The sequence below is a fragment of the Nosocomiicoccus massiliensis genome, from assembly GCF_000438455.1.
GTDB lineage: Bacteria > Bacillota > Bacilli > Staphylococcales > Salinicoccaceae > Nosocomiicoccus > Nosocomiicoccus massiliensis.
This window is the reverse complement of the sequence record NZ_CAVG010000144.1, coordinates 1-24,006: the sequence shown is the minus strand read 5'-3', so window position 1 is coordinate 24,006 and position 24,006 is coordinate 1. Positions and strand designations below refer to the sequence as shown.

24 protein-coding genes are annotated in these 24,006 nt (G+C 37.0%); 19 read left to right on the top strand and 5 right to left on the bottom strand.

The genetic code is table 11. The features are described 5' to 3' along the window. Nucleotides 1-54 precede the first annotated feature (54 nt). Complete coding sequence (gene recQ, locus TJ68_RS07165) at nucleotides 55-1,824, top strand: DNA helicase RecQ (RefSeq protein WP_040929480.1); 1,770 nt, start codon at nucleotides 55-57, stop codon at nucleotides 1,822-1,824. 703 nt (nucleotides 1,825-2,527) lie between these two features. Here recQ and TJ68_RS07160 read toward each other — a convergent pair. After that, a complete protein-coding gene (locus TJ68_RS07160) occupies nucleotides 2,528-3,385 on the bottom strand; it encodes a DMT family transporter (protein WP_187364864.1) in 858 nt (285 codons plus the stop codon). Nucleotides 3,386-3,538: 153 nt separating this feature from the next. Between TJ68_RS07160 and TJ68_RS07155 the strand changes: the two genes are divergently transcribed. The 6 genes from TJ68_RS07155 to TJ68_RS07130 all read left to right on the top strand — a co-directional run bounded on the left by TJ68_RS07155 (nucleotide 3,539) and on the right by TJ68_RS07130 (nucleotide 8,667). Continuing rightward, nucleotides 3,539-3,940, top strand: a complete 402-nt coding sequence (locus TJ68_RS07155) for a FixH family protein (RefSeq protein WP_040929479.1) — start codon at nucleotides 3,539-3,541, stop codon at nucleotides 3,938-3,940. A 79-nt stretch (nucleotides 3,941-4,019) separates the two neighbouring features. Beyond that, nucleotides 4,020-4,685 carry an SDR family NAD(P)-dependent oxidoreductase gene (locus TJ68_RS07150; protein ID WP_040929478.1) on the top strand — a complete coding sequence of 222 codons (666 nt, stop codon included), beginning with the start codon at nucleotides 4,020-4,022 and terminating at the stop codon, nucleotides 4,683-4,685. Between the two features lie 116 nt (nucleotides 4,686-4,801). Continuing rightward, nucleotides 4,802-5,764, top strand: a complete 963-nt coding sequence (locus TJ68_RS07145; protein ID WP_040929496.1) for an ABC transporter permease — start codon at nucleotides 4,802-4,804, stop codon at nucleotides 5,762-5,764. After that, a complete protein-coding gene (locus TJ68_RS07140) occupies nucleotides 5,757-6,719 on the top strand; it encodes an iron chelate uptake ABC transporter family permease subunit (protein ID WP_040929477.1) in 963 nt (320 codons plus the stop codon). Before TJ68_RS07145 ends, TJ68_RS07140 begins: the two co-directional genes overlap by 8 nt. After that, nucleotides 6,716-7,513, top strand: a complete 798-nt coding sequence (locus tag TJ68_RS07135) for an iron ABC transporter ATP-binding protein (protein WP_040929476.1) — start codon at nucleotides 6,716-6,718, stop codon at nucleotides 7,511-7,513. The genes TJ68_RS07140 and TJ68_RS07135 overlap by 4 nt, the downstream gene beginning before the upstream one ends. Nucleotides 7,514-7,593: 80 nt before the next feature. Continuing rightward, nucleotides 7,594-8,667 (top strand): siderophore ABC transporter substrate-binding protein, encoded by a 1,074-nt coding sequence (locus TJ68_RS07130; protein WP_040929475.1) that lies wholly within the window; start codon nucleotides 7,594-7,596, stop codon nucleotides 8,665-8,667. An 18-nt stretch (nucleotides 8,668-8,685) separates the two neighbouring features. Here the strand turns inward: TJ68_RS07130 and murB are convergent, their stop codons facing one another. Then, on the bottom strand, nucleotides 8,686-9,609 hold the full coding sequence (gene murB / locus TJ68_RS07125; protein WP_040929474.1) for a UDP-N-acetylmuramate dehydrogenase: 924 nt from the start codon (nucleotides 9,607-9,609) through the stop codon (nucleotides 8,686-8,688). 97 nt (nucleotides 9,610-9,706) lie between these two features. On the opposite strand from murB, the gene TJ68_RS07120 reads away from it, so the two are divergent. Beyond that, nucleotides 9,707-10,597, top strand: coding sequence for an EMYY motif lipoprotein (locus TJ68_RS07120; protein WP_040929473.1), 891 nt, complete (start codon nucleotides 9,707-9,709; stop codon nucleotides 10,595-10,597). A 38-nt stretch (nucleotides 10,598-10,635) separates the two neighbouring features. On the opposite strand, the gene TJ68_RS07115 is transcribed toward TJ68_RS07120, so the two are convergent. Next, on the bottom strand, nucleotides 10,636-10,851 hold the full coding sequence (locus TJ68_RS07115) for a hypothetical protein (RefSeq protein WP_040929472.1): 216 nt from the start codon (nucleotides 10,849-10,851) through the stop codon (nucleotides 10,636-10,638). A 96-nt stretch (nucleotides 10,852-10,947) separates the two neighbouring features. Between TJ68_RS07115 and ytxJ the strand changes: the two genes are divergently transcribed. Then, complete coding sequence (gene ytxJ, locus TJ68_RS07110) at nucleotides 10,948-11,268, top strand: bacillithiol system redox-active protein YtxJ (RefSeq protein WP_040929471.1); 321 nt, start codon at nucleotides 10,948-10,950, stop codon at nucleotides 11,266-11,268. Nucleotides 11,269-11,297: 29 nt separating this feature from the next. Here ytxJ and TJ68_RS07105 read toward each other — a convergent pair whose 3' ends face one another. Next, a complete protein-coding gene (locus TJ68_RS07105; RefSeq protein ID WP_162138468.1) occupies nucleotides 11,298-12,230 on the bottom strand; it encodes a GGDEF domain-containing protein in 933 nt (310 codons plus the stop codon). Between the two features lie 247 nt (nucleotides 12,231-12,477). Here TJ68_RS07105 and TJ68_RS07100 point away from each other — a divergent pair, with 247 nt between their 5' ends. Next, nucleotides 12,478-13,530 carry a glycosyltransferase family 4 protein gene (locus tag TJ68_RS07100; RefSeq protein WP_040929469.1) on the top strand — a complete coding sequence of 351 codons (1,053 nt, stop codon included), beginning with the start codon at nucleotides 12,478-12,480 and terminating at the stop codon, nucleotides 13,528-13,530. Here the strand turns inward: TJ68_RS07100 and TJ68_RS07095 are convergent. Next, complete coding sequence (locus TJ68_RS07095; RefSeq protein ID WP_040929468.1) at nucleotides 13,527-14,159, bottom strand: YigZ family protein; 633 nt, start codon at nucleotides 14,157-14,159, stop codon at nucleotides 13,527-13,529. The genes TJ68_RS07100 and TJ68_RS07095 overlap by 4 nt on opposite strands. An 82-nt stretch (nucleotides 14,160-14,241) precedes the next feature. Between TJ68_RS07095 and TJ68_RS07090 the strand changes: the two genes are divergently transcribed. The 9 genes from TJ68_RS07090 to TJ68_RS08205 all read left to right on the top strand — a co-directional run bounded on the left by TJ68_RS07090 (nucleotide 14,242) and on the right by TJ68_RS08205 (nucleotide 23,804). Next, a complete protein-coding gene (locus TJ68_RS07090) occupies nucleotides 14,242-15,117 on the top strand; it encodes a DegV family protein (RefSeq protein WP_040929467.1) in 876 nt (291 codons plus the stop codon). Nucleotides 15,118-15,183: 66 nt separating this feature from the next. Next, nucleotides 15,184-16,440, top strand: a complete 1,257-nt coding sequence (locus TJ68_RS07085) for a DEAD/DEAH box helicase family protein (RefSeq protein WP_040929466.1) — start codon at nucleotides 15,184-15,186, stop codon at nucleotides 16,438-16,440. 98 nt (nucleotides 16,441-16,538) lie between these two features. Beyond that, nucleotides 16,539-17,042, top strand: a complete 504-nt coding sequence (locus TJ68_RS07080) for a ComF family protein (protein ID WP_162138467.1) — start codon at nucleotides 16,539-16,541, stop codon at nucleotides 17,040-17,042. Nucleotides 17,043-17,080: 38 nt separating this feature from the next. Continuing rightward, nucleotides 17,081-17,635 (top strand): ribosome hibernation-promoting factor, HPF/YfiA family, encoded by a 555-nt coding sequence (gene hpf / locus TJ68_RS07075; RefSeq protein WP_040929465.1) that lies wholly within the window; start codon nucleotides 17,081-17,083, stop codon nucleotides 17,633-17,635. A 114-nt stretch (nucleotides 17,636-17,749) separates the two neighbouring features. After that, nucleotides 17,750-20,275 carry a preprotein translocase subunit SecA gene (gene secA, locus TJ68_RS07070; RefSeq protein WP_040929464.1) on the top strand — a complete coding sequence of 842 codons (2,526 nt, stop codon included), beginning with the start codon at nucleotides 17,750-17,752 and terminating at the stop codon, nucleotides 20,273-20,275. Nucleotides 20,276-20,285: 10 nt separating this feature from the next. Then, nucleotides 20,286-21,393, top strand: a protein-coding gene (gene prfB / locus TJ68_RS07065; RefSeq protein ID WP_148449690.1) for a peptide chain release factor 2 whose coding sequence is annotated in 2 segments (ribosomal slippage) — nucleotides 20,286-20,357 and nucleotides 20,359-21,393 — 1,107 coding nt in all. Because the reading frame shifts where the segments join, the coding sequence is not laid out codon by codon here. 93 nt (nucleotides 21,394-21,486) lie between these two features. After that, the gene (locus TJ68_RS07060; RefSeq protein ID WP_040929462.1) at nucleotides 21,487-21,804 is read left to right on the top strand and encodes a c-type cytochrome; all 318 of its coding nucleotides are present in this window, start codon (nucleotides 21,487-21,489) and stop codon (nucleotides 21,802-21,804) included. Between the two features lie 53 nt (nucleotides 21,805-21,857). Continuing rightward, entirely contained in the window at nucleotides 21,858-22,181 is a 324-nt protein-coding gene (locus TJ68_RS07055) for a c-type cytochrome (RefSeq protein ID WP_040929461.1), read from the top strand. Nucleotides 22,182-22,397: 216 nt separating this feature from the next. Continuing rightward, nucleotides 22,398-23,804, top strand: a complete 1,407-nt coding sequence (locus TJ68_RS08205) for a LysM peptidoglycan-binding domain-containing protein (protein WP_052327377.1) — start codon at nucleotides 22,398-22,400, stop codon at nucleotides 23,802-23,804. Nucleotides 23,805-24,006: the final 202 nt, after the last annotated feature.

Below are 24,006 nucleotides of genomic sequence, written 5' to 3'. Positions count from 1 at the left end.
AATCATTTAATGTATAATAAGTTAGCTTAAAAGTTGGACGATTGGGTGAGTTGTATGGAATCTGTGTTAAAAAAGTCATTTGGTTTAGAGACGTTTCGACCAAAGCAAAAAGAAATTATACAGTCAGTTTTAAACGGTCAAAATACGTTAGGAGTATTACCGACAGGATCGGGGAAATCGTTATGTTACCAAGTTCCTGCATTAATGTTTGACGGTACGACGATTGTCATTTCACCGTTAATTTCGCTTATGCAAGACCAAGTGACAGCGCTTGTCGATAAAGGAATTAAAGCAGCGTATATCAACTCAAACATGACAAAAAAAGATCAAGCGCTAATCGAGCGACGATTATTAAATGGGGATATTGAGTTATTATATGTCGCGCCGGAGCGCTTTAAAAATGAAGAGTTTTTAGAAATTATCTCGAGAATTAATGTCCAGCTTGTTGCATTCGATGAAGCCCACTGTATTTCAAAATGGGGACACGATTTTAGACCAAGTTATCAAGACGTTATTTCGATCATCAATGAATATATTGGAGACGCCGTAAAAGTCGCGTTAACTGCGACTGCAACTGAAGACGTTGAGAAAAACATTATAGAGCTTTTAGAAATCGATGAGACGAATGTCTATAAAACATCAGTAAAACGCGACAATTTAGAGTTAATTGTCAATGACACGTTCCAACGCGAGCGTTTTATCGTTGACTATTTAAACGAACATAGAGGCAAAAGTGGCATAATATACGCGGCGACGCGTAAAGAAACTGAAAAGATCAGTGGCTTTTTATCAGATAATAATATTGATAACAGAATTTACCACGCTGGACTTACGAAGTCTGAGCGTGAAAAAAATCAAAATGCGTTTATAAAAGATGATGTCAAGGTCATCGTTGCAACGAACGCCTTTGGTATGGGAATCGATAAAGAGAATATCCGGTTCATTATCCACTACAATTTACCCGGAGACCTAGAAAGTTACTACCAAGAAATTGGGCGTGCGGGTCGTGACGGTAAAATGAGCCAATGTATTCTTTTATCGAACCCGAGAGACATTGCGCTCCAGCAGTTTTTCATCGACCGATCACAAGCGAGTGACGATGTAAAAGAAAGTATGCGTGAAAAACTAGACCGAATGATTCAATACAATGAAACGTCAAAATGCTTGTCGTCGTTTATCGTAAAATATTTTGATAAAAATGAATACGTGACAGAGTGCGGAGAATGTTCAAACTGTAAAAGTGACGCGCGTACAGTTGATATGACTGAGGAAGCGAAACTTATTATGACACTCGTTAAAATAGTGTCGCTGTCGCCTGAAAAAGTCATTCAAATTCTGCGCGGTGAAGTGAACGATAACATTATTGATTCCGGCTTGACCGAAGTCAGTCAGTTCGGGCAGTTATCGAGCTACTTAACGAGTGAAATTCACCATATTATCGAAGAATTAGTATTTAGAGGATATTTACATTTAGAAAATGATACGTTATACGTCGTGAGCAAAAGTGAAGCGGTACTGAACGATTTAGAAACGATTTACACTGTGCCATATCGCACTCAGTTTAAAGAAAAAGTAAACGTATCGACGGAATCTAGCTTTAACGAGGCTCTTTATCAGCAACTAAAAGATAAGCGTGAAGAACTCGCCTTGGCGCGAAATATAGATGCCGCACAGATTTTTACAGATGCGTCGTTAAAGGAAATCGCAAAAAAGATGCCAGAAACAAAAGGCGACATGATTAAACTGCTCGGCATCGGAAACTATAAACTCAAACATTACAGCCCACACTTTTTAAAAGTGGTCGAAGAGTATAGTAAGAAATAGGTGAGGAGTCTTTTCATCTTTAGAGGATGAAAAGACTTTTTTATTGTGTGAGGGGTGTGGCTGTTGTTGGTTGGTCGGTTATTAACAAAAATTTTCTGAATGTGTGAGATATATCGAGATAATTAACAAAAACTCCGGTTCCGGCCTCGTTTTTGTTAGATAAAAAAATATAATTAACAAAAACAGGTCGTGAACACCGAAATATGTTAAATAAATCAGGATATCTAACAAAAACCCGAAATTTTTGTTAAATATAATTTCGTGAAGTAGCATTAAAGCTATTTTAGGGTAAAAAGCTACTATCGAAGCTGCCAAGACAAAATCGCAACCAGGTTTTTCTTCTTTTATTAACAAAAAATGTCTGAATGTGTGAGATATATCGAGATAATTAACAAAAACTCCGGTTCCGGCCTCATTTTTGTTAGATAAAAAAATATAATTAACAAAAACCCGGCGCCAACACCGAAATATGTTAAATAAGTCCGGATATCTAACAAAAACGCAAAATTTTTGTTAAATATAATTTGGTTAAACGATGTTTTTATTCTTTTAGGATAAAAAGTTACCTCCCTGCCACCGCTTATTTACAAAAAATATCTGAAATCATGAGATATATCGAGATAATTAACAAAAACCCCGAACAACTCCACCAAAAAAGCGAGGCCCAGTATCAACATGGTCTCGCTCTACATCAACAGATATATTACGTTCGTTTTTGCGGTAAGTTCTTCATGTACATATAGAAACTTGCTGCGAAGATGATAATGTACCCGATAATCGATAGCATATCTGGGTATTCTCCAAAGAATATGATGCTAAACATCGCAGTAAATATAATCGTCGTGTAGAAGAATATCGAAATCTCTTTTGCTGGTGCGTAACTGTATGCAATCGTTAGGCCGAATTGTCCTACTGATGCCGCGACTCCTGCAAGCAATAGGAACATAAGTTGTCCCCCGGTCATTGGTTCATAGTTATAGATGAAAAACGGCAGTAACGCTACTGTTGAAAATCCTGAGAAATAAAATACGACGGTATAAAATTTCTCACGATCTCCGAGGACTCTTAACACAGTGTACGCTCCTGCAGCTGCGAGAGCACCAAGCACTCCGACTAACGCGTCGAACGATGCACTTTCAAACGACGGTTTAATAATAAAAATCGCACCGATGAATGCGATGATGATCGATGTCATTTGGAATCGTCTAATATATTCCTTTAAAAACATTGCGGATAAAATAATCGTAAAGAACGGACTGAGCTTGTTTAAAATATCTGCGTCACTTAAGACGAGTTTATCGAGTGTGTAAAAGTTAAGGATAACTCCGATTAACCCGAGCGTTGAACGCAGTAATAGCAATCCTTGGTTTTCTTTTTTACCAAACAGTGGTTCTTTATAGCGAATGACGAGTACGAGCGCAATCAACATCGCGACGAAGTTTCTAAAAAACGCTTTTTGTACTGTTGGTAAGTCGCCAGAATATTTTACAAAGAGCGACATTAAACTAAAACCAAGAGATGAAATAATTAAAGCGATAATCCCTTTCGTTATATTGTTCAACTGTATACCTTCTTTATTATTAAAATTACTATCATAGTGTAACACATAGAGTGGTATATATCTTTGTCAAAATTTATACATAATTAAGCGATAAAGAACAAAAAATGTATGATATTCTAAATTTATATCATACATATAAGGGGCAACATATCAATGAAAAAACTATTAGGTGCAGCAGTATTATCAAGCGTTTTAGTACTTGGAGCATGTGGAAATGACGAAAACAAAGACGACATGGAAGGGCACGAGCATCACGATGAAGTTGCTGGTTTAGATGTTGAGTTAACGACACCTGAAAAAGCAACAGCTGGTGAAGAAGTTGAATTCGTTGCACACGTCACTTCAAACGATGAAGATGTAAACGATGCAGATAAAGTATTATTTGAAGTATTAAAAGACGATGAAAGCCTCGATAAAATCGAAGGTGAATTTACTGAGAATGGACTTTACAAACTGAACTATACGTTTGAAGAAGCTGGAACATACGAAGTTATTTCACACGTTGACGCGAACGGCTTACACACAATGCCTAAAAATGAAGTTGTCGTAGAGTAATTACATTTCTAGACGAAAAAAATAGAATGGCGTAAAATAAGTATCTAAGAATGGTGAACATTCTAATGGAGGTACTTAGATGAAAAAGACGTACATTATTACAGATGCTTTAACAGCAATTGGGCAACGTTTGGCACATGAACTCGCAAAACGTGGGCACAATTTAATATTATCTGGAAATGACTACAATGAACTCGAAGCGCTACACAATGAATTAAAATCATATAGTGATGCGCATCACGAAGTATTTTTACTCGAACAAGCAAAAGAAATCGACTGGTTAAATATGGTCGATAAAATAGATTCAACATACGACGGTTTAAATGGTGTGATTTTTATACACTCCATTGAGACTGAAGATAACGACGTATACAACGTTTCATACGATGAATTTACTGAAGTTATGAACGAACACGTATGGGGAACGTACCTTGGAGTACGTACGTTACGCAATCAACTGATCGAAACGAAAGAGACGAAGATTATCAATCTAGTAGAACCTGTACGTGAAGAAACATTCGAACACAATTTATATTACGCAGTTACCGGTGCGATCGAAGGGCTCACGCATGCGATACAAAGCGAGCTTCGTAAAGAAGATCTTAACGTTTATACGCTAAGCTATCGTCCGACTGAACGAGATGCTTCGTTCAATCCAAACGACGACAATGCACTTGGGACTATTTTTAAAATTCTAGATGATGAGATTTCAAATGATAATAACGAAACGATCATCATTCATTAAAAAACCACTCATTTTTGAGTGGTTTTTATCTATTATGCTTGTAAATAGAGAATCGTGTAGTATAATGATAAATAGAAATTCAATGAGAATGATTATCAATTAGGCGGATTCACATGATGAAGAAATTATTTAGGCTTGACATACTAATTATTGTGCTCATATTAGTATCGATACTTTCTCTTTTTGTTGGAGTCAGTAGTTTGCCTTTATCAGATATATTTAATTTAAATGAGCAACAAAAGACAGTTTTATTACATAGTAGAATACCGCGTACTGTATCAATTATCATTGCAGGTGCTGCTCTTGCGACATCTGGTTTAATTATGCAACAGCTTACGCGTAACAAGTTCGTATCACCGACGACAGCAGGGACGATGGAATGGGCGCAACTCGGTATTTTAATCGGAATGATATTTTTCCCGGCAGCGAGTATGTTAATGAAATTATCATTTGCAACTGCGCTATCACTTATCGGGACGTTAATCTTCATGCAGATTATTACACGTATTAAATTTAAAGATATCATTTTCGTTCCACTGATCGGTATTATGCTCGGTGGGGTTGTTTCGAGTATCGGGACGTTTTTAGCACTTAGAACGAATAATTTACAATCCATCGGAGCGTGGATGCACGGGAGTTTCTCTACGCTAGTCACTGGGCGATACGAGATTTTATATATTAGTATTCCGTTATTGCTATTAGCAATTTTTTATGCACATCAGTTTACAGTTGCTGGTATGGGAGAAGATTTCTCTAAAAACTTAGGTCTGAATTATAAGCGTGTCGTAAATATTGGACTATTTATTACCGCTGCGATTACAGCAATTGTCGTTGTAACAGTTGGTATGCTTCCATTTTTAGGGTTAATCGTTCCGAACATCGTCTCTATTTTTAGAGGGGATCATTTACGCAGTACGATTTTCTTAACCGCAACACTCGGTGGGATATTCGTTATGGTTTGTGACATCATCGGCCGTGTGATTATTTACCCATATGAAGTGTCTGTTGGACTCGTCATCGCTGTATTTGGTAGTGCAATCTTCCTATTTATGATTTATAGGAGGGTAAAGCATGCATAGTAATAAGAAAAATATAACGCTACTGATAGTTTTATCAGTCGTAGCACTCGGACTTATAGCCTTTTATATGTTGTACGGTATAAATTTTAAGATTTTACATTATCAACTACCGTCAAGAATGCTCCGTACGTTTGCAATTATTATCGTTGCAACTGCAATCGCAGTATCAACGGTAGTATTCCAGACGATTGTTAAAAATAGAATCATTACTCCGTCGATTATGGGGTTAGATTCGGTCTATGTATTTATACAAACAGCGATCGTATTTATTGCAGGAGTCAGTTCGCCATTACTATTTAATGACGCGTACAATTATTTCTTAAGTTTAATAATACTCGTCATATTTACAGTTTTTGTATTTAAATTCTTATTTAAATTGACGAAAAACAATGTCTTCATACTATTACTTATCGGTATTATACTTGGAACGTTTTTTGGAAATTTAGCAACATTTATGCAAGTGCTAATCTCTCCAGAAGACTTCCAAATATTACAAGGACAGTTATTCGGGTCATTTACGAAGATAAATGAAACGTTACTCTATATCACGCTCGGTATCGTCATCGTGTTACTTATCATCGTGCTACTCGATTTTTCATCGCTCGATGTGATGGCGCTCGGTAGAGATCACGCGATCAACCTCGGAGTGAACTACGACTTAAAAGTTTCGAAACTACTCATTATCGTTGCGATATTCGTATCCGCATCGACTGCACTTGTTGGACCGATTATGTTTTTAGGGCTACTCGTCGTAAACTTAGCCCATGAAGTGTTTAAAACGTATAAACATTTATATCTTATTATAGGAACCACATTAATCAGCATTATCGCTTTATTAATTGGTCAGATGGTTGTACAGTTCGTATTTAAGAATAACATCGAACTAAGTGTTATCATTAACTTAGTAGGTGGAGTGTACTTCATCTATCTCATGCTAAGGAGGAGTAAGGCTTGATACAAATTAAAGGTCTTTCTAAAGCGTATGGTAACAAAAAAGTTGTCGATAACGTGTCACTCGATATAGAAAAAGGGAAACTTCTGTCTTTAATCGGACCGAATGGTGCCGGTAAAAGTACAGTGATCTCGATGGTCACTCGTTTAATGGATAAAAACAGTGGTGAAGTATTGTTAGAAGGTGAGAATTTATTTACAAAACCGGACAACGAGCTCGCTAAAAAGATATCGATTTTAAAACAGAGTAACCATTTAAATTTAAACATTACAGTGCGAGAGCTTATCGCATTTGGTCGATACCCGTATTGTAAAGGGCGTTTAAAACAAGAAGATAACGAAAAAATCGACGAAGCAATTAAATATATGGGACTTCAAGATTTACAACATCGTATGATTGATGAGTTATCTGGTGGGCAGCGTCAACGCGCGTTTATCGCTATGACAATTGCTCAAGATACTGAATATATATTTTTAGATGAACCACTCAACAACTTAGATATGAAACACTCAGTTCAAATTATGCAAATCTTACGTCGATTATGTCGCGATAAAAATAAGACGATTATTATCGTCATTCACGATATTAATTTTGCATCGTGTTACTCAGATAATATCGCAGCATTAAAAGATGGTAAATTAAAAATATCTGGCACTAAAGATGAAGTCATCCAAGAAGATATTTTGAGAGATATATACGACATGGACTTACAAATACAAAACGTTTGTGGTCACCGAATTTGTATTTACTTTGATGGTGAAGCGGTTGAATCACGTCAAGTATTTGGAGCGGTCTAGTCGCTTACACTTTTTAGGAGGTGATGGGTGCGCTACAGCTTGAAATTTAGTGGGGGCTAAATTTAGAAGGGGAAGTTTAAATGAACATTAAGAAATTATCTGCATTACTTTTATTATTTATAGGAGTTATCGTACTTGCTGCATGTAGTAACGGTGGCGGTACAGATCAGTCAGAGACAAAAGAAGAACCAGCTAAAGATGACGAAAATACAGTAGAAACTGTACAATACAAAAACAATTTTGAAATGAGTCTTACAACAGAACGTGATAGCGATACTGAAGCTGTTGACGAAACAATTGACGTGATTAAAAATTCTAACAAAGTAGTTTTATTAGACTTAGGGGTTGCATCAACGTTTGAAGCACTAGGTTTACAAGATAACATTATCGCGTTACCTAAAGGTGAAAACGACTCTATTCTTGGACCTGAGCTAGAAACTTATAAAGATGAGAAGTATGTAAACCTCGGCGGATTAAAAGATCCAGACTTCGAGAAAATTGCAGAGTTAGATCCTGAAATCATCATGATTGGTGGACGTCAAGCAAACAAACCATCAATCGAAGAATTTAAAAAAGCAGCACCTAACGCATCAATTATTTATGTAAGTGCTCAATCTGACAACTACTTTGAAGATATCAAAGAAATGACGACATTTATCGGAGAGTTATACGATAAACAATCAGACGCGGAAGCGTTAAACAAAGATTTAGATGAAAAAATCGAAGAAACTAAAAACTTAGTTTCTGAAAAAGATAAAACAATGATGTTCATCCAAACAAATGGTGGCGACCTATCACTACACGGCCCAGGCGGACGTTATGATTTCTTATATAATCCAATCGGATTCAAATCTTCTGAAGATGACTCAGAAGACAAAACAGCGTCACATGGTAACCAAATTTCATTTGAGTACATCTCTAAAGCAAACCCAAGTATGATTTTAGTGATGGACCGTGGTGCAGCGATTAGTAACGGTGAGGATGCTACAAAAGTAGACGTACTTAAAACTGACGTTACTAACAACGTAGATGCTGTAAAAGATGATAACATCTTTGAATTAAATTCAGTAAGATGGTACTTAAACTCTGGTGGTTACAAGTCAGCAATTGCCCAACTAGAAGAATTACAAGAATTTTTAAATGAAGTAAAATAATTAAAAACGATCCAAGATTTAATCTTGGATCGTTTTTTCTTTATGCTCTCCGATAATTCTAACTTCGCGCTGTAACAACACGTCATACTTCTCTTTAACGACTTCTTGTACGTGGTGAATTAACTCTTCGTAGTCACTACCTGTACCGTTGTCAATGTTTACCATAAACCCGGCATGCTTTTTAGAAACTTCAACGCCGCCGATTCGATGCCCTTGTAGACCACTATCTTGAATCAGTTTTCCTGCGAAGTGCCCTGGGGGTCTTTGGAATACCGAACCACATGACGGTAAATCGAGCGGTTGTTTTGACTCACGTAAAAACGTCAGCTCATCCATTTTCGCATTTATTTCAGATAAATTGCCTTCTTCTAATTTAAATGTCGCCTCGACGACTAAATATCCATTTTCTTGAACGATACTTTGTCTATAACCGAGATGTAATTCCTCATTTGTTAAAGTTAATAATTCACCGTCTGGCGTAATTACTGAAGCTTCAACGAGGCAGTCTTTTAATTCGCCACCGTACGCTCCAGCGTTCATATAAACTGCACCACCGACACTTCCTGGAATGCCACACGCAAATTCTAATCCAGTAAGTGAATGATCACGCGCAAAACGTGATACGTCAATAATACGACTACCACTACCTGACGTAATATAATCACCATCACGTTTAATTTCTTTTAACTCTAACGTGTTTAATACAATGCCTCTAATGCCACCGTCTCTAATAATTAAATTCGAACCATTTCCAAGATACGTAATCGGTATTGAATACTCTTTTGCAAAACGGATAGTTTCCATTGCATCGTGAATATTATATACTGATATATAGTAATCTGCATTACCACCAGTATGTGAGTACGTATAGCGTTGTAATGGTTCATCTGTTTTAACTACAGAATTTGTTAGACGCTCGCGTAAGGATTTTTCAATGTTCATAACAAAAGTCCTTTCTCATACGAATCAATTACTATTATAAACGGGAATACAAAAAAAGACTAGAATAACCATGCAAGAGGAAGGGTGAGATTCTAGCATGTTTCGATACTTAAGGTTAACTATATTACTCGGCACAGTCTTCATTATATCTGCGTGCCAGTCATCGCTAGAAAGTGACATCCAACAATATGAAGAAAATATGGAAGATATTTACGAACTCGACCGACAGTTTCTTGAGGCACTCGACGAACTTGACTTAAAGCAACTAGAGACAGTCTATGCAACAGAGGCAGATGTTTCAAAAGATGACATCTCTGAAATTAAAAAAATAGTCGATGAATCTCTCATTCCATTGTCGACTAAAATGAATGAAAAAATAGAAGCGGTAGAAGTTTCAAATGAAGAGTTAAAAGAAGTGCATAAAGCTTATGTAGAGAGCTTAGAGTTAAAAGAAACGTTCGCGAAAGAGCTCGGACGTGGAATCGATTTATATTTATCGTATAAAGAGTCGACAAATCAACTCATTAAAGACGGTGAAGCCGTCAGTGCGGCAAAAAAAGAACGTCAGTCTATTATCCAGGGCAACCATTCTAAAGAAGCTGCAGCAGAAATCGACCAAGTGATCGACATCGTCAATGAGCGTAGTGGTGAGCTTGAAGAAAATGTCGGTTTATTACAAAGCGATAACGATGTAGCAGAGAAACAGCGCATTGTGGATGAAGTACTTATGCCAATTTTAGATACACAAATCGACAAATTAAATCAATTACCACTTGAAACTGACGAAGCAAAATCTGTACGAAGTATCAGTTTAGAAATGTTTTATACATTTAAATCGTATTACAAAGAGCGTATTAACATCATCCAAGTATACGAAGAAGAACAAAATCTTCAAATTCAAAACATTGTTCCAAAAACAGAATCGTTTAATAAACTTGATATGACGTACTCTGAAAAACTAAATCAACTAAAAGAATCTACGAAATAAAATAACTGCACATCATTGATGTGCAGTTTTCTATTTCACTATTTCTTTGTCGGATCCTCCATTTTACCATCTCGAATTCTAGATATGATAATGTTTCTAGAAATGACTGTGACCATCCAAAATGCGAATACGATTACAAAAATCCAAGATACGAGTGCGTTATTTTGGAAATCCAATACGTATAAAAACACAACGATTAAAAGTGTCGCGTTAATCGTGTCTAAAATTGTCCAACGTTTTAACTCTCTTTGCATGTTTTTCACCCTTTCAAATCGTACTAAATTGATTTTAATTTGATTTTAATATAAAACCGTGATAAATTAATTAAAGCTATTAAGGAGTTGTTCAAGATGTTAACAAAGATAACATCAATCGAGTCGTTTGACCGATTGCTCGAAGAAAAGCCATATTTTTACTTTATGAAACATAGTAACACATGTCCAATCTCTGCGACAGCGTTTGAGGAGTTTCAAAAGTTTCACTATGAACGTGATATCGATGGCTATTATTTAATCGTTCGAGATCACAGAGAACTTTCAAACTACATTGCTGAAAAATTTAACATTAAACACGAATCACCACAAGCATTTTACTTCGAAAATGGTGAAGTGAAGTGGCACGATTCACATAGTAAAATAACAGTTCAAGCACTTGCACGTGTTGAAGATTAAAACAGGAAACTGAAACGTTTCCTGTTTTTTTATCCAACTGGAGCAAACATAATTCTATTCTGACCTTGTTTTTTCGCAGCAAAGAGCATGTTGTCTGCTTGACGAATGAGGTCTTTTTTAAGCATCATCTGAGTCGACTTATAACCGATACCAATAGATACAGTCATGTTCACGACGTGTGTATCATCAATGTGGAACTTTGTATGTTCAACAGTGTAACGTATCGCCTCTCCGAGTCGGACTGTCTGGTCAAACGATAAATTCGGAATGACCATCGAGAACTCTTCTCCTGTACTTCTAAACATCTCCCCACCTGTCGGCAGGTGGTTTTTTAATAGTCGAGCGATTTGTTTAATAAGTTCGTCCCCAGAATCATATCCGTTGATATCGTTAAAAAACTTAAAGTTATCGATGTCGATTAATAATATGCTGACGTTCTCCTCTTCTTTAAATATTTTGTCGATGAAACGGTCAAACATTTTAACGTTACCAAGTTTTGTGAGACGGTCGTAATATTTATATTTTTCTCTATCGATAAAGAAGTTAAATGTTCGATTAATGTCTTCGTATACTAACAATATAAAGATGGTTGCACATAAAGACGATAAGAAAAATGCGACTAATGTCTTATCGCTAATCGGTGTGACGAAAATGTACAACGTAATTAAGTACACGACTGTGAATAGTCCACTCGACAATATGATAACACTCGTCTTTGGTGTTTTAATGAACGGTACGATCAGTTGATAAAGAACCATGAGCCCTAAAAATATCATAAACTGAATGAGATCGTATTGAAATAAGAAATGATAAAACAAAAATACGATTGCAATCGATAATATTTTATATGGTATTTTATTGTGTAAAAACAATAGAATCATCGGTATATAATATAACGATAACGTGACGTCCCCGATATGTAGGGGGACCATAAGTGATAATACGGCTAGGGCAGTCATCATTAAACTTTGGAATAGGAGTGGATTTTTAACGCCTTTCCGGAAATGATACTGCAATCTATAAAAAACATAGATTCCACTAATAATGAGCGCGATATTTAATATAAAGTTTATAATCATTTGCATACCGCCTTTTTAAGCAAATTCATATCATATTATACAGTGTTTTAAATTTAATTGAAATTAAGTGGTAGGAGTATTTAATGGCGAATTATGATATAGTTAATAAGAATAATTAGCAGGTGAGGATATGTATACATTATTTCTATTAATATTATCTGCAATCATATCATTCATCGTTGCACCGATATTTATAAAATTAAGTTATAAGTTTGGATTTGTCGATTATCCGAACCATAGAAAACAACATGCGAAACCGATGCCGTTTTCCGGCGGGATATCGATTTTTGTATCGTTTGTAATTACATTAATTATCGCTCGACCGATTGAACCGGAATATATACCGATTATTATCGGTGGAGGGTTAATCGTATTAATTGGTATTATCGACGATAAATATGATCTGAAACCGAGTATCAAATTCATTGGACAACTCGTTGTAATTACGATACCCGTGATGTTTGGAGTTGTCATTGATACGATTACGCCGTTTGGGATAACGGTAGATTTTGGTATATTTGCGATTCCATTTACGTATTTATGGATCGCAGTGATCATTAACGCAGTTAACTTAATTGATGGATTAGACGGGTTAGCATCTGGTGTAACAGTCATTGCTTTAGCAAGTATTGCAGTAATTGCGATTTTACAAAATAATATATTTGTCATGATGATAAGCGTGATACTTATCGGGTCAACGCTCGGGGTATTATATTATAACTTCTATCCAGCGAAACTCTTTTTAGGAGATAACGGATCGATGTTTTTAGGGTATGTACTCGGAGTATTATCGATATTAGGATTTAAAAACGTGACGTTTTTCTCGATTTTATTCCCAATTATCATTCTTGGCGTACCGTTTATCGATATAACGTTTGCAGCTGTTAGACGGTATAGAGAAGGGGTCTCACTGACGCGCGCCGATAGAGGGCATTTGCACCATAAGTTACAATACTTAGGGTTTACGCACCGTCAAAGTGTGATTTTACTTTACTTTATGGCAACGCTATTTGCGTTTGCATCAGTAATTTTATATTTATCTACAGTGACAGGTGCAGTACTCATTTGTTTACTGCTTATCTTATCAGTAGTCATTATAGTAGAAGCGACGGATTTGATCGGATCAAACCGCCGCCCAATTTTAAGATTTGTTAAACAAATGTTTATATATATGAATCGCTAGACGAGTGTACGTTCTGCCATTTCTACTTCTGAAGTAGTCATCGTAAACGTATCACTCGTTATTTTTTGTAGTTCGTTTTTGACATCGTCTACATTTTCTTGAGAAACGAGCAGTTGATACGTCACTTTGTCTGTATATTGTTGATCTCTAATTTCGATTTTCTCTTGTTCTAAATAGTGTTCGAAACGATTGGTGAACGTATAATCTAATACGATCATGGTCGGCACCATTGGAACGAGATATACTTTACCACTTGTCTTTACTGCTTCGGCAGCACCGCTTGAATATGCGCGGATTAGTCCGCCAGCTCCGAGCTTAATGCCACCGAAGTAACGCGTCACGACGATCGTTGTATTGTATAACTCTTCACGTTTTAATACTTCTAAAATTGGAATACCTGCTGTACCTTGAGGTTCTCCATCATCATCGGCACGCTGAATGAGTGCATTCTCTCCGATAATATAGGCACTACAATTATGTGTGGCGTCTTTATGTTTTTGCTTAATTTCATTTATAAATTGTTTTGCTTCATCTTCAGTTTCAGTACGTGCGATATACGATATAAACGTTGAACGTTTAATGTCGATTTCAGTAGACGTATTTAATTTGTTCATGTAAATTTGTTCCATCGTGTACACCTCTTTAAAACAGTTTAACATACAGCCGTTTTAGTGTAATATAGAAACGAGTGCTAAAATGTGAGGGATATATATGAAAATAGCAATTGTAGTAGATTCAACTGCCTACTTATCAGACGAAATTAAAGAAAAAAACAACATTTATACAATACCTTTAAACACGATTTTTGGTGACGACACATACCGAGAAGATATCGACATTACCCCTGAAGAATTTTATGACAAAATGCGCGAACAAGAAGAATTACCGATGACGTCTCAGCCGTCTATTGGAGATTACATTATTCTATTAGAAGAGCTATACAAAAAAGGCTATACAGACGTGATTAGTTTCCACTTATCGAGTTCAATTAGTGGAACATTACAAAACGCGGTTGCAGCTGGTCAAAGTGTAGAAGGAATTACACTACATGCAGTCGATTCAAAAATTGCGTGTACGCCACTCGGTTTACTTGCAGTTTATGCCGCTCAACATAAAGACGATACGCCACTCGATGAGTTGTTAGAAACTCTCAACCGTTTTACAGACAAAGACTATTTAGACGCATACTTTGTCGTCGATGACTTAACGAATTTAAAAAAGGGTGGTAGACTTTCAAACGCACAAGCGTTCGTCGGTCAATTGCTAAAAATCAAACCGATTTTACAATTTGAAGAAGGTAAAATCGTTGCGATTCAAAAAATCCGTACGAAGAAAAAAGCGTTAAGTAAAGTTGAAGACCTCGTTCAAGAAGCCATCGAAAAACAAACAGGCGACAATATCGTGATAACGGTCATTCACGCTAATATTGAAGATGAAGCAAAAGAATTCCAAGCAAAACTTGCAAGTAAATTTAAAGACACAACAGTTCTCATGAGTCACTTTGGACCAGTTATCGGTACACATTTAGGTGAACATGCGATTGGCGTCGCGATTACATCGTTTGATGTCGATGTCACAGGATTTTAATCAATCATAAATATTATATATAAACACGCAGCGTATTTCGTTGCGTGTTTTTTTATTGGAGTGTATATGAAATTTACAAGAACGAAATCAAACACAACGATTTACTCTAAAGTCGGAGTTAAAAAAGAAAATGGCGCATACAAATGTATAAGATGTGGCAATCAAAATCAGAATTTATTTTATTCATATTCAGATCACTTCGGAGACGTCACGTATTGTATGCAGTGCGTAACACTTGGTAGAAGCGATAGCCGTAAACCGTTACGTGTTATCTCACCGAGACGCTACCGTAAGTTTATGCCGTATGTTTTAAATTTTGAGTTAAACGACGAACAGTTAAAAGCACAAACCCGCATTGTCGATGCGATTCAACATAACTATGATTTAATGATCTACGCAGTCACCGGAGCTGGGAAAACCGAAATTACATTTCGCGGTATACAATATGCGAGAAGTTTAGGGATGAACGTATTATTCGTCTCGCCGAGAATAGACGTCATACGAGAAATATATTTACGTTTAACAGATGCGTTTAAAGACGCACGGATCGACTTATTATACGGAGAAGAAAAAATTGAAGCGGATTTTGTCTTTACAGTGTCGACAGTCCATCAATTATTTAATTTTAGAAATCATTATGATGTCATTATTATCGACGAAGTCGATGCATTTCCACTCGTAGGAGATGAGGTACTCGAGTCACAAATCCAGCAAGCAAAATCAACAAACGGTGTCATCATTTACTTAACCGCGACGCCGAGTAAATCTTTAATTAAAGAGGTTAAAAAAGAACATGTCGTCTCGATTACACGTAGGTATCACGGAGAACCTCTCGTCATGCCAAAAGTATTTTTTACAAATGTAAAACATCATTTAAAGAAAAATAAATTGCCCCATAGTTTATGGCGTTTATTAAGAGCATCGATGTCACAAGAAAGAAAGGTGTTCATCTTCGTGCCGAACATTGACTTATTAGAACCAATTAAAAATGTCATTATGAAAGAGTTTAAAACAGTTGAAACGATTTTTAGTGGTGACCCTAAGCGTAAAGAAAAGATGGACGAGATGAGAGAGGGTCACATCGACATTATGATTACGACAACAATTCTAGAGCGCGGCGTCACATTTAAATGTTTAGACGTCTTCGTCATTCACGGTGAATATTTTGATGACACGTCACTCATACAAATCGCGGGACGCGCTGGACGTAAACTTGAAGATACGAAAGGAAACGTTTATATATTTGCAAAGTACAATACGCTCGGAATCATAAAAGCATTGGAAAAAACGTACCGATTTAATAAAGGAGATGTGAAATTATGAACTGCGTGTATTGTCATAGTGAGATAGAAAGGGACTATAATCTAATTAATATGTTTATACAACCGTCTTGTTTATGTGACGGTTGTTTATCCGAATTAATGGAATTAAAAATCGATGAATCGTTTCAGTTTTATAATATGAATGTCACTTCGATATATGAATATGATCGTATAGTAAAGAGGATGATACGGCGATATAAGTTTTTAGGAGATGTCGCGTTAGAAAAGGCATTTTCGATGTTTGTAAAAGAAAAAATCCGGCTATATGATAAAGTAATACCGGTCCCAATTTCAAAGTTGCGTTTAAAAGAACGTGGGTTTAATCAAGTGACGCGTATATTAGATGATGCGGGCGTTAAATACGACGATATTTTGACGTCACATCGAACGATGCGTCAGTCACAACTTTCTAAATATGAAAGAGAGACAGAGTTAAATCCATTTTCAATGCGAGAGAATATTGATTTAAAAAATCAGTCGATTATAATCGTCGACGACATATTTACGACAGGTGGAACTGTGCGCCAAGTAAGTGAAATATTAAAGGCGCATAATCCAAAGCGTATCGATGTGTTAACGTTTTCTATATCTAGAAAACTTTGATATAATTAAGGTACAAGATAACATTAGGAGGTATCATCATGATTAGAGTCGAAATTAGAGGAGAAAACATCGAAGTCACTGATGCAATTCGTTCATTTATCGAAAATAAGGTAAATAAATTAGATCGTTATTTTAACGATCAGCAGGACGTATTTGCACACGCAAACATCAAAACGTACCACAACAAAATGGGGAAAGTAGAAATTACAGTCCCAATGAAAGGCTTAACACTACGTGCGGAAGAAAGACATGACGACTTATACACTGCAGTAGACGCAGTCGTTGAAAAATTAGAACGTCAAATTAGAAAACATAAAACTAAAATTAACCGTAAATTCCGTGAAAAAGACGAAAGTCACGTAGATTTATTCCAAGTGTTAAATGAGCAACCAGAAGAATCTCAAGATGACGATGATATTAAAATTGTAAAATCTAAAGAGTTTACGTTAAAACCGATGGATGCTGAAGAAGCAATTCTACAAATGGATATGCTTGGTCACGATTTCTTCGTGTTTAACGATCGTTATAGAGAAGCGACAAGTATCGTCTATAAACGTAAAGATGGTAAATACGGTTTAATTGAAACAAATTAATTGAACACCTAAGCCTCTAGCATAAAAGCTAGAGGCTTTTAATGTGTAAGCTTTTATTTTCAGCAAAAAATTTGGTAAAATGTAATGATAATGATTTTATAAGGAGAAATTTCGATGAGTATGTTGCGTAAATTATTCGACGGCAATAAACGCGAACTTAAATCTCTTGAAAAAGAAACGAAAAAAGTACTCGCGCTTGAAGAACGCTATAGTGCATATAGCGATTCTGAACTACAGCAAGAAACTGAAAAGTTTAAAGCAAAATTAGCTGAACATAGTGACGATAGAAAAAAACAAGATAAAATTTTAGACCAAATTTTACCAGAAGCATTCGCAGTCGTACGTGAAGCATCAATGCGTACGTTAGAAATGAAACCATTCCCTGTACAAATTATGGGTGGGATTGCACTTCATAAAGGTGACATCGCAGAGATGAAAACCGGTGAAGGTAAGACGTTAACGGCGACGATGCCGGTGTATTTAAATGCTTTAACTGGTCGAGGCGTACATGTAATTACGGTTAACGAATATTTATCTTCAGTACAAAGTGAAGAGATGGCAAAGCTATATAACTTCTTAGGGTTAACAGTTGGACTCAACTTAAACCAAAAAAATAGTGAAGAAAAACGTGAAGCGTATAACTGTGATATTACGTATACGACAAACAACGAGCTCGGATTCGATTACTTACGAGATAACATGGTCGCATATAAGGAAGATCGTGTGCAACGCCCGTTAAACTACTGTGTCGTGGACGAGGTCGACTCGATTTTAATCGACGAAGCACGTACACCGTTAATTATTTCAGGTCAAGCAGATGAACGTGTGACAGAGTACCAACAAGCACAATTATTTGTATCGACGTTAAAGAAAGAACAAGATTATACGTATGACGTACGTAAAAACACGATTCTTTTAACTGAAGATGGTATGACAAAAGCAGAGAAATGGTATAAGTTAGATAACCTTTACGACGTTAAAAACGTATCTACGCTTCACCATATTAACCAAGCGTTAAAAGCAAACTATACGATGGAGCGTAACGTCGACTACGTCGTGAATGATGGAGAAGTATTAATCGTCGACAAATTCACTGGACGTACGATGCCAGGGCGTCGTTTCTCTGAAGGATTACACCAAGCATTAGAAGCAAAAGAAGCGGTTGAGATTCAGCGCGAATCAAAAACACTCGCATCTATTACGTTCCAGAACTTCTTTAGACTATACAATAAGTTATCAGGTATGACAGGTACAGCTAAAACTGAAGAAGAAGAATTTTTAGATATTTACAATATGCGCGTTACGCAAATTCCGACGAACCGTCCGGTTCAACGTGAAGACTTAAACGATAGAATTTATTCGACAAAAGATAATAAATATAAGGCAGTCATCGAAGAGGTTGTCGAACGTTATAAACGTGGTCAACCAATCTTAATCGGTACAGTCGCAGTAGAAACGTCGGAGATTATTTCTGATTTACTGCGCCGAGCGGGTGTACGCCATAACGTATTAAACGCTAAAAACCACGAGCAAGAAGCTCAAATCGTTGAAGATGCGGGTCAACGTGGACAAGTTACGATCGCAACAAACATGGCCGGTCGTGGTACGGACATTAAGCTCGGTGAAGGTGTGAGAGAACTTGGTGGACTCGCAGTTATCGGTACAGAGCGTCACGAATCTCGTCGTATTGATGATCAGTTACGTGGGCGTTCAGGGCGTCAAGGTGACGTCGGAGTAAGTACGTTCTACTTATCACTAGAAGACGACTTAATGAAACGTTTCGGATCTGAACGTATTCAAGCGATGATGGAAAAACTCGGTATGGAAAACGAAATGTTAGAAAGCCGTTTTATTACACGTAACGTAGAATCTGCACAAAAGCGTGTGGAAGGAAATAACTTCGACGCACGTAAACGTGTATTAGAATATGACGAAGTATTAAGAACACAGCGTGAAATTATATACGGTGAACGTAACGAAATTATCGACAAAAAAGACGTGAGAGACTTACTTCACGGTATGATCGATAACTCTATTGAACGCACAATTCACTATTACAATGACCAAGATAGTTCAATGATCGACTATGAAACATTTAAAGAATTACTCGAGCAGTATTACGTTCGTGAAGGTGAAATTGAAATGGATGACTTAGTCGGTCAATCGACGGAGTCAATTATCGAACTCATTAAAGAAAAAGCGTACGAAGAGTTAGAGCGCAAAGAAGAGATTTTAACGCCTGAACGTATGCGTCAATTCGAGCGCATGATGATGTTACGTACAATCGACCAAAAATGGACAGAGCATATCGACTCGATGGACCAACTCCGTACAGGTATTCACTTAAGATCTTACGGACAAATTAACCCGTTAAGAGAATACCAAAACGAAGGGTTAGAAATGTTTGAAGAGATGATGAACGCAATCGAAGACTCAACAGCACGTATGACTCTAAAATCAGAAGTACAGTCTGATGAAGAAATTAAACGTGAACAAGTCGTCGATAAAAATAAAATGCAAGCATCTGACGGTAAAAAGAAAATGAAAAAGCAACCGGTCGTTAAAAAACAAACAGTTGGCAGAAACGATCCATGCCCATGTGGATCTGGTAAAAAGTATAAAAACTGCCACGGTGCTTAAGGAGAAATTTATGGAAGTAAGTGAAATTAAAAGCTTTATAGCAGAGATGCGTACGAAACTAGAAAAATTTAGGGGGTCTCTTTGACTTAGAAGAAAAAGAGACACAAATTCGTGAGTACGAAGAACTAATGGTCGAACCTAACTTTTGGGACGACACAGATAAAGCAAACGAAATTATCGAAAAAAATAACCAGTTAAAACGTGTCGTCGATGGATTTAATTCGTTAGAAGACGAAGTGAATGACATCGAAGTGTCTTTAGAGTTATTAAAAGAAGAAAACGATCCAGACTTACAAGAAATGATGGAAGAGACGATTCAAAACGTCAAAAAGGAGTCCGATGAATTCGAGTTAAACATTCTTTTAAGTGAAGAACACGATGAACAAGATGCGATTTTAGAACTTCATCCTGGAGCAGGTGGTACTGAAGCACAAGACTGGGCAGAGATGCTTCTTAGAATGTATCAGCGTTTTATTGAAGGCCAAGGATTTAAAACAGAAGTGTTAAACTATCTCGCTGGAGATGAAGCGGGTGTAAAAAGTGTGACGCTCAGCGTTAAAGGTCCGTTTGCTTACGGGTTATTAAAAGGTGAAAAAGGCGTCCATCGACTCGTTCGTATTTCACCTTTCGACTCATCCGGTCGTAGACATACGTCATTTGTGTCGTGTGAAGTAACACCACAGTTTAAAGACTCTGAAATTAATATCGAAATTAATCAAGAAGATATTTCAATCGATACGTACCGTGCGAGTGGTGCAGGGGGGCAGCACGTGAACACGACAGATTCAGCGGTACGTATTACACACCATCCGACAGGTGTCGTTGTTACGTGTCAAAATGAACGTTCACAAATTAAAAACCGTGAAACGGCAATGAAGATGTTAAAGTCAAAACTTTATCAGTTAGAACTCGAGCGTCAGCAAGAAGAAATCGCGGCGTTAAAAGGTGAGCAAAAAGAAATCGGATGGGGATCACAAATTCGTTCATACGTATTTCACCCATATTCGATGATAAAAGACCACCGTACGAATTACGAAGTCGGTAACGTCGACAAAGTAATGAACGGAGATTTAATGCCGTTTATCGACAGTTATTTACGTTGGCACTTAAATGTTTAAAACATTTTTTACGACAAAATGTTTATATATGATAAAATATAGGTATGTAAAAGTATCAATAAGCTTTTAAAAAATTTATTAGAGGTGACCATTATGAAAAAGTTCTTATCAACGTTTTTATTAGGTTCAACGTTAGTATTAGCAGCGTGCGGCGGGGGCGGCGACTCTGCAGACAATGGTGACGATTCAAGCACTGACGAAGCACATCCAGGAGAAAAAGTTGCAAAACAAAACTGTTCATCTTGTCACGGAGCTGACTTCTCAGGAGCTTCAGGTCCAGCATTAGCGGGCACTTCATTAAGTGAAGATGAATTTACAGATATCGTTAAAAACGGTAAAGGCGGAATGCCAGCGTTTGGTAGTTTATCAGACGAAGAAGTTAGCGACCTATACGACTTCTTCACGAAATAAAACTCGTAAGGCTTTGTCACTCGACAGAGCCTTTTTAATTAATGGAGAAAATTATGAAACGATTTATATTTAGTTTAATAGCTGTTGTTATTTTGTCAGCGTGTACGTCTAACAAAGAAACGACTGAAGAAAGCCGTGTGGCGTCAGAAATGCACCGCGGAGAAGTTGTTTATAAGCAGACGTGCGTTGGATGTCACGGCGTCGATTTAAGAGGACGCGGCAGTAGTGCAAAAGATCTATCTCAAATCGGCAGCGAAAAATCACCTGAATATATCCGTTCGATTATCGAAAATGGTACGAGAAGTATGCCGAGCGATTTAGTAACGGATGAAGAAGACTTAAATGCACTCGTAGAATGGCTAATGGAACAGAAGTAAATGTTACGTAAATACTAGGCGCTGTAACAAACAGCGCCTTTTTATTATGGTGTTATATCTATTCTGTTACATTTATGTTACAACGCTAAAAAGTGCAAAAATGTGTGCTATAGTTTGATTTACATTCACAATTTTTTATTTATCAACTTTGAATTTTACTTTTATAATTTATATACGTTTATTTAATACATAGTATTCAGGAGGACATTGGAACTTATGAAGAAGACAGTATTTTCAGTAGCAACATTAACAGCATTAACAGGTACATCGCTTACAGCAAACGCTGAGGAAGTTATCGTCAAAGAAGGAGATACACTTTGGGGTATCGCAAACGAAGTTGGCACGACAGTTGAGAAGTTAAAAGAGTTAAACAACCTTAACAGTGATTTAATTCACCCAGAAGACGTTTTAACATATGAAGTTGAAGCAGTTGAGGAACAAAAAGGTAATACATACACAGTAAAAGCAGGCGACACTTTATGGCAAATTGCTTTAGACCACGGTATGGATTTAGATGAGTTATTCGCAGTAAACAACCTTTCATCAGACTTAATTCACCCAGGACTTGTATTAACAGTTGGATCACAAGTTGAAGCGGTTGAAGAAGTCGCACAAGTTGAAGAAGTTGTTGAAGTTGAAGCAGTAGAAGAAGTTGTAGAGCCTGTAGTAGAAGAAAATGAAGTAAACGAAGTTGCTTCAGGTGTTTACCACATCCAAGCTGGAGACACTTTATACTCAATCTCACGTGCAACAGGACTATCTGTTGACGAGTTAAAAGCATTAAACGGTTTAACAAGCGATCATATCGTTGCAGGTGACGTACTTGTATTAGAAGGTAACCCAGTTGTTACGGAAACAGTAGAAGAAGTACAAGAAGTACAAACTGAAGAAGTTGTAGAAGAAGTTGTTGAAGTTGAAGAAGTAGCAGAAGTTGAAAACAACGTTCAAGCAGAAGCTGAGAAAGCAGTACAAGAAGCTACAGCAGCTCAAGCAGAAGCTGACAGAATTGCAGCTGAAGAAGCAGCAGCGGCTCAAGCAGAAGCTGAAAGAGTAGCGGCTGAGCAAGTAGCAGCAGCTCAAAAAGCTGAAGAACAACGCATTGCAGCTGAGCGTGCAGAAGCACAACGTGTTGCTAAAGAAAAAGCAGCAGCTGAAAAGAGAGCTCAACAAGAAGCGGCTAAAAAAGCACAACAAGCACAACAAGCGCAACAAGCTCAGCAAGCACAACAAACACAAGCAGCTTCAGCACCAGCTGTAAACAGCTCACAGTTTGCTGGTTTATCGAACTACTATGACTGGGGATGGTGCACATGGCACGTGTTTGAACAACGTGCAGCACTCGGTAAACCTGTCAGCAACATGTGGGGCAATGCAAATAACTGGGTAAACGGAGCAAGTGCGGATGGATTTGTTGTAAATAACACACCATCAGTTGGAGCAGTTGCACAGAGCTACGCAGGTACAAACGGTGCAGGTGCAGTAGGTCACGTTGCAGTTGTTGAATCAATCAACGGTGATGGATCAATCACAATCTCAGAAATGGGTTGGAACGGCACTGTAGGTGTTGTAAGCTACCGTACAATTCCAGCATCACAAGTATCAACATTTAACTACATTCACTAAAATATAAAATTTCAAGCACCCGTACGGGTGCTTTTTTTATTATAATAAGAGTAGTAGGATGACGGAGGTTAGTTCTGTGAGTAAACAATTGAAAGTATTAGTTGGCATTGTTCTTTTTGCGCTGATTACTTTTAGCATATATCAAGTCATTACGTTTTCGAGTGAATTGTTGAAGGATGAAGCAGCAAATGATATTAAACAA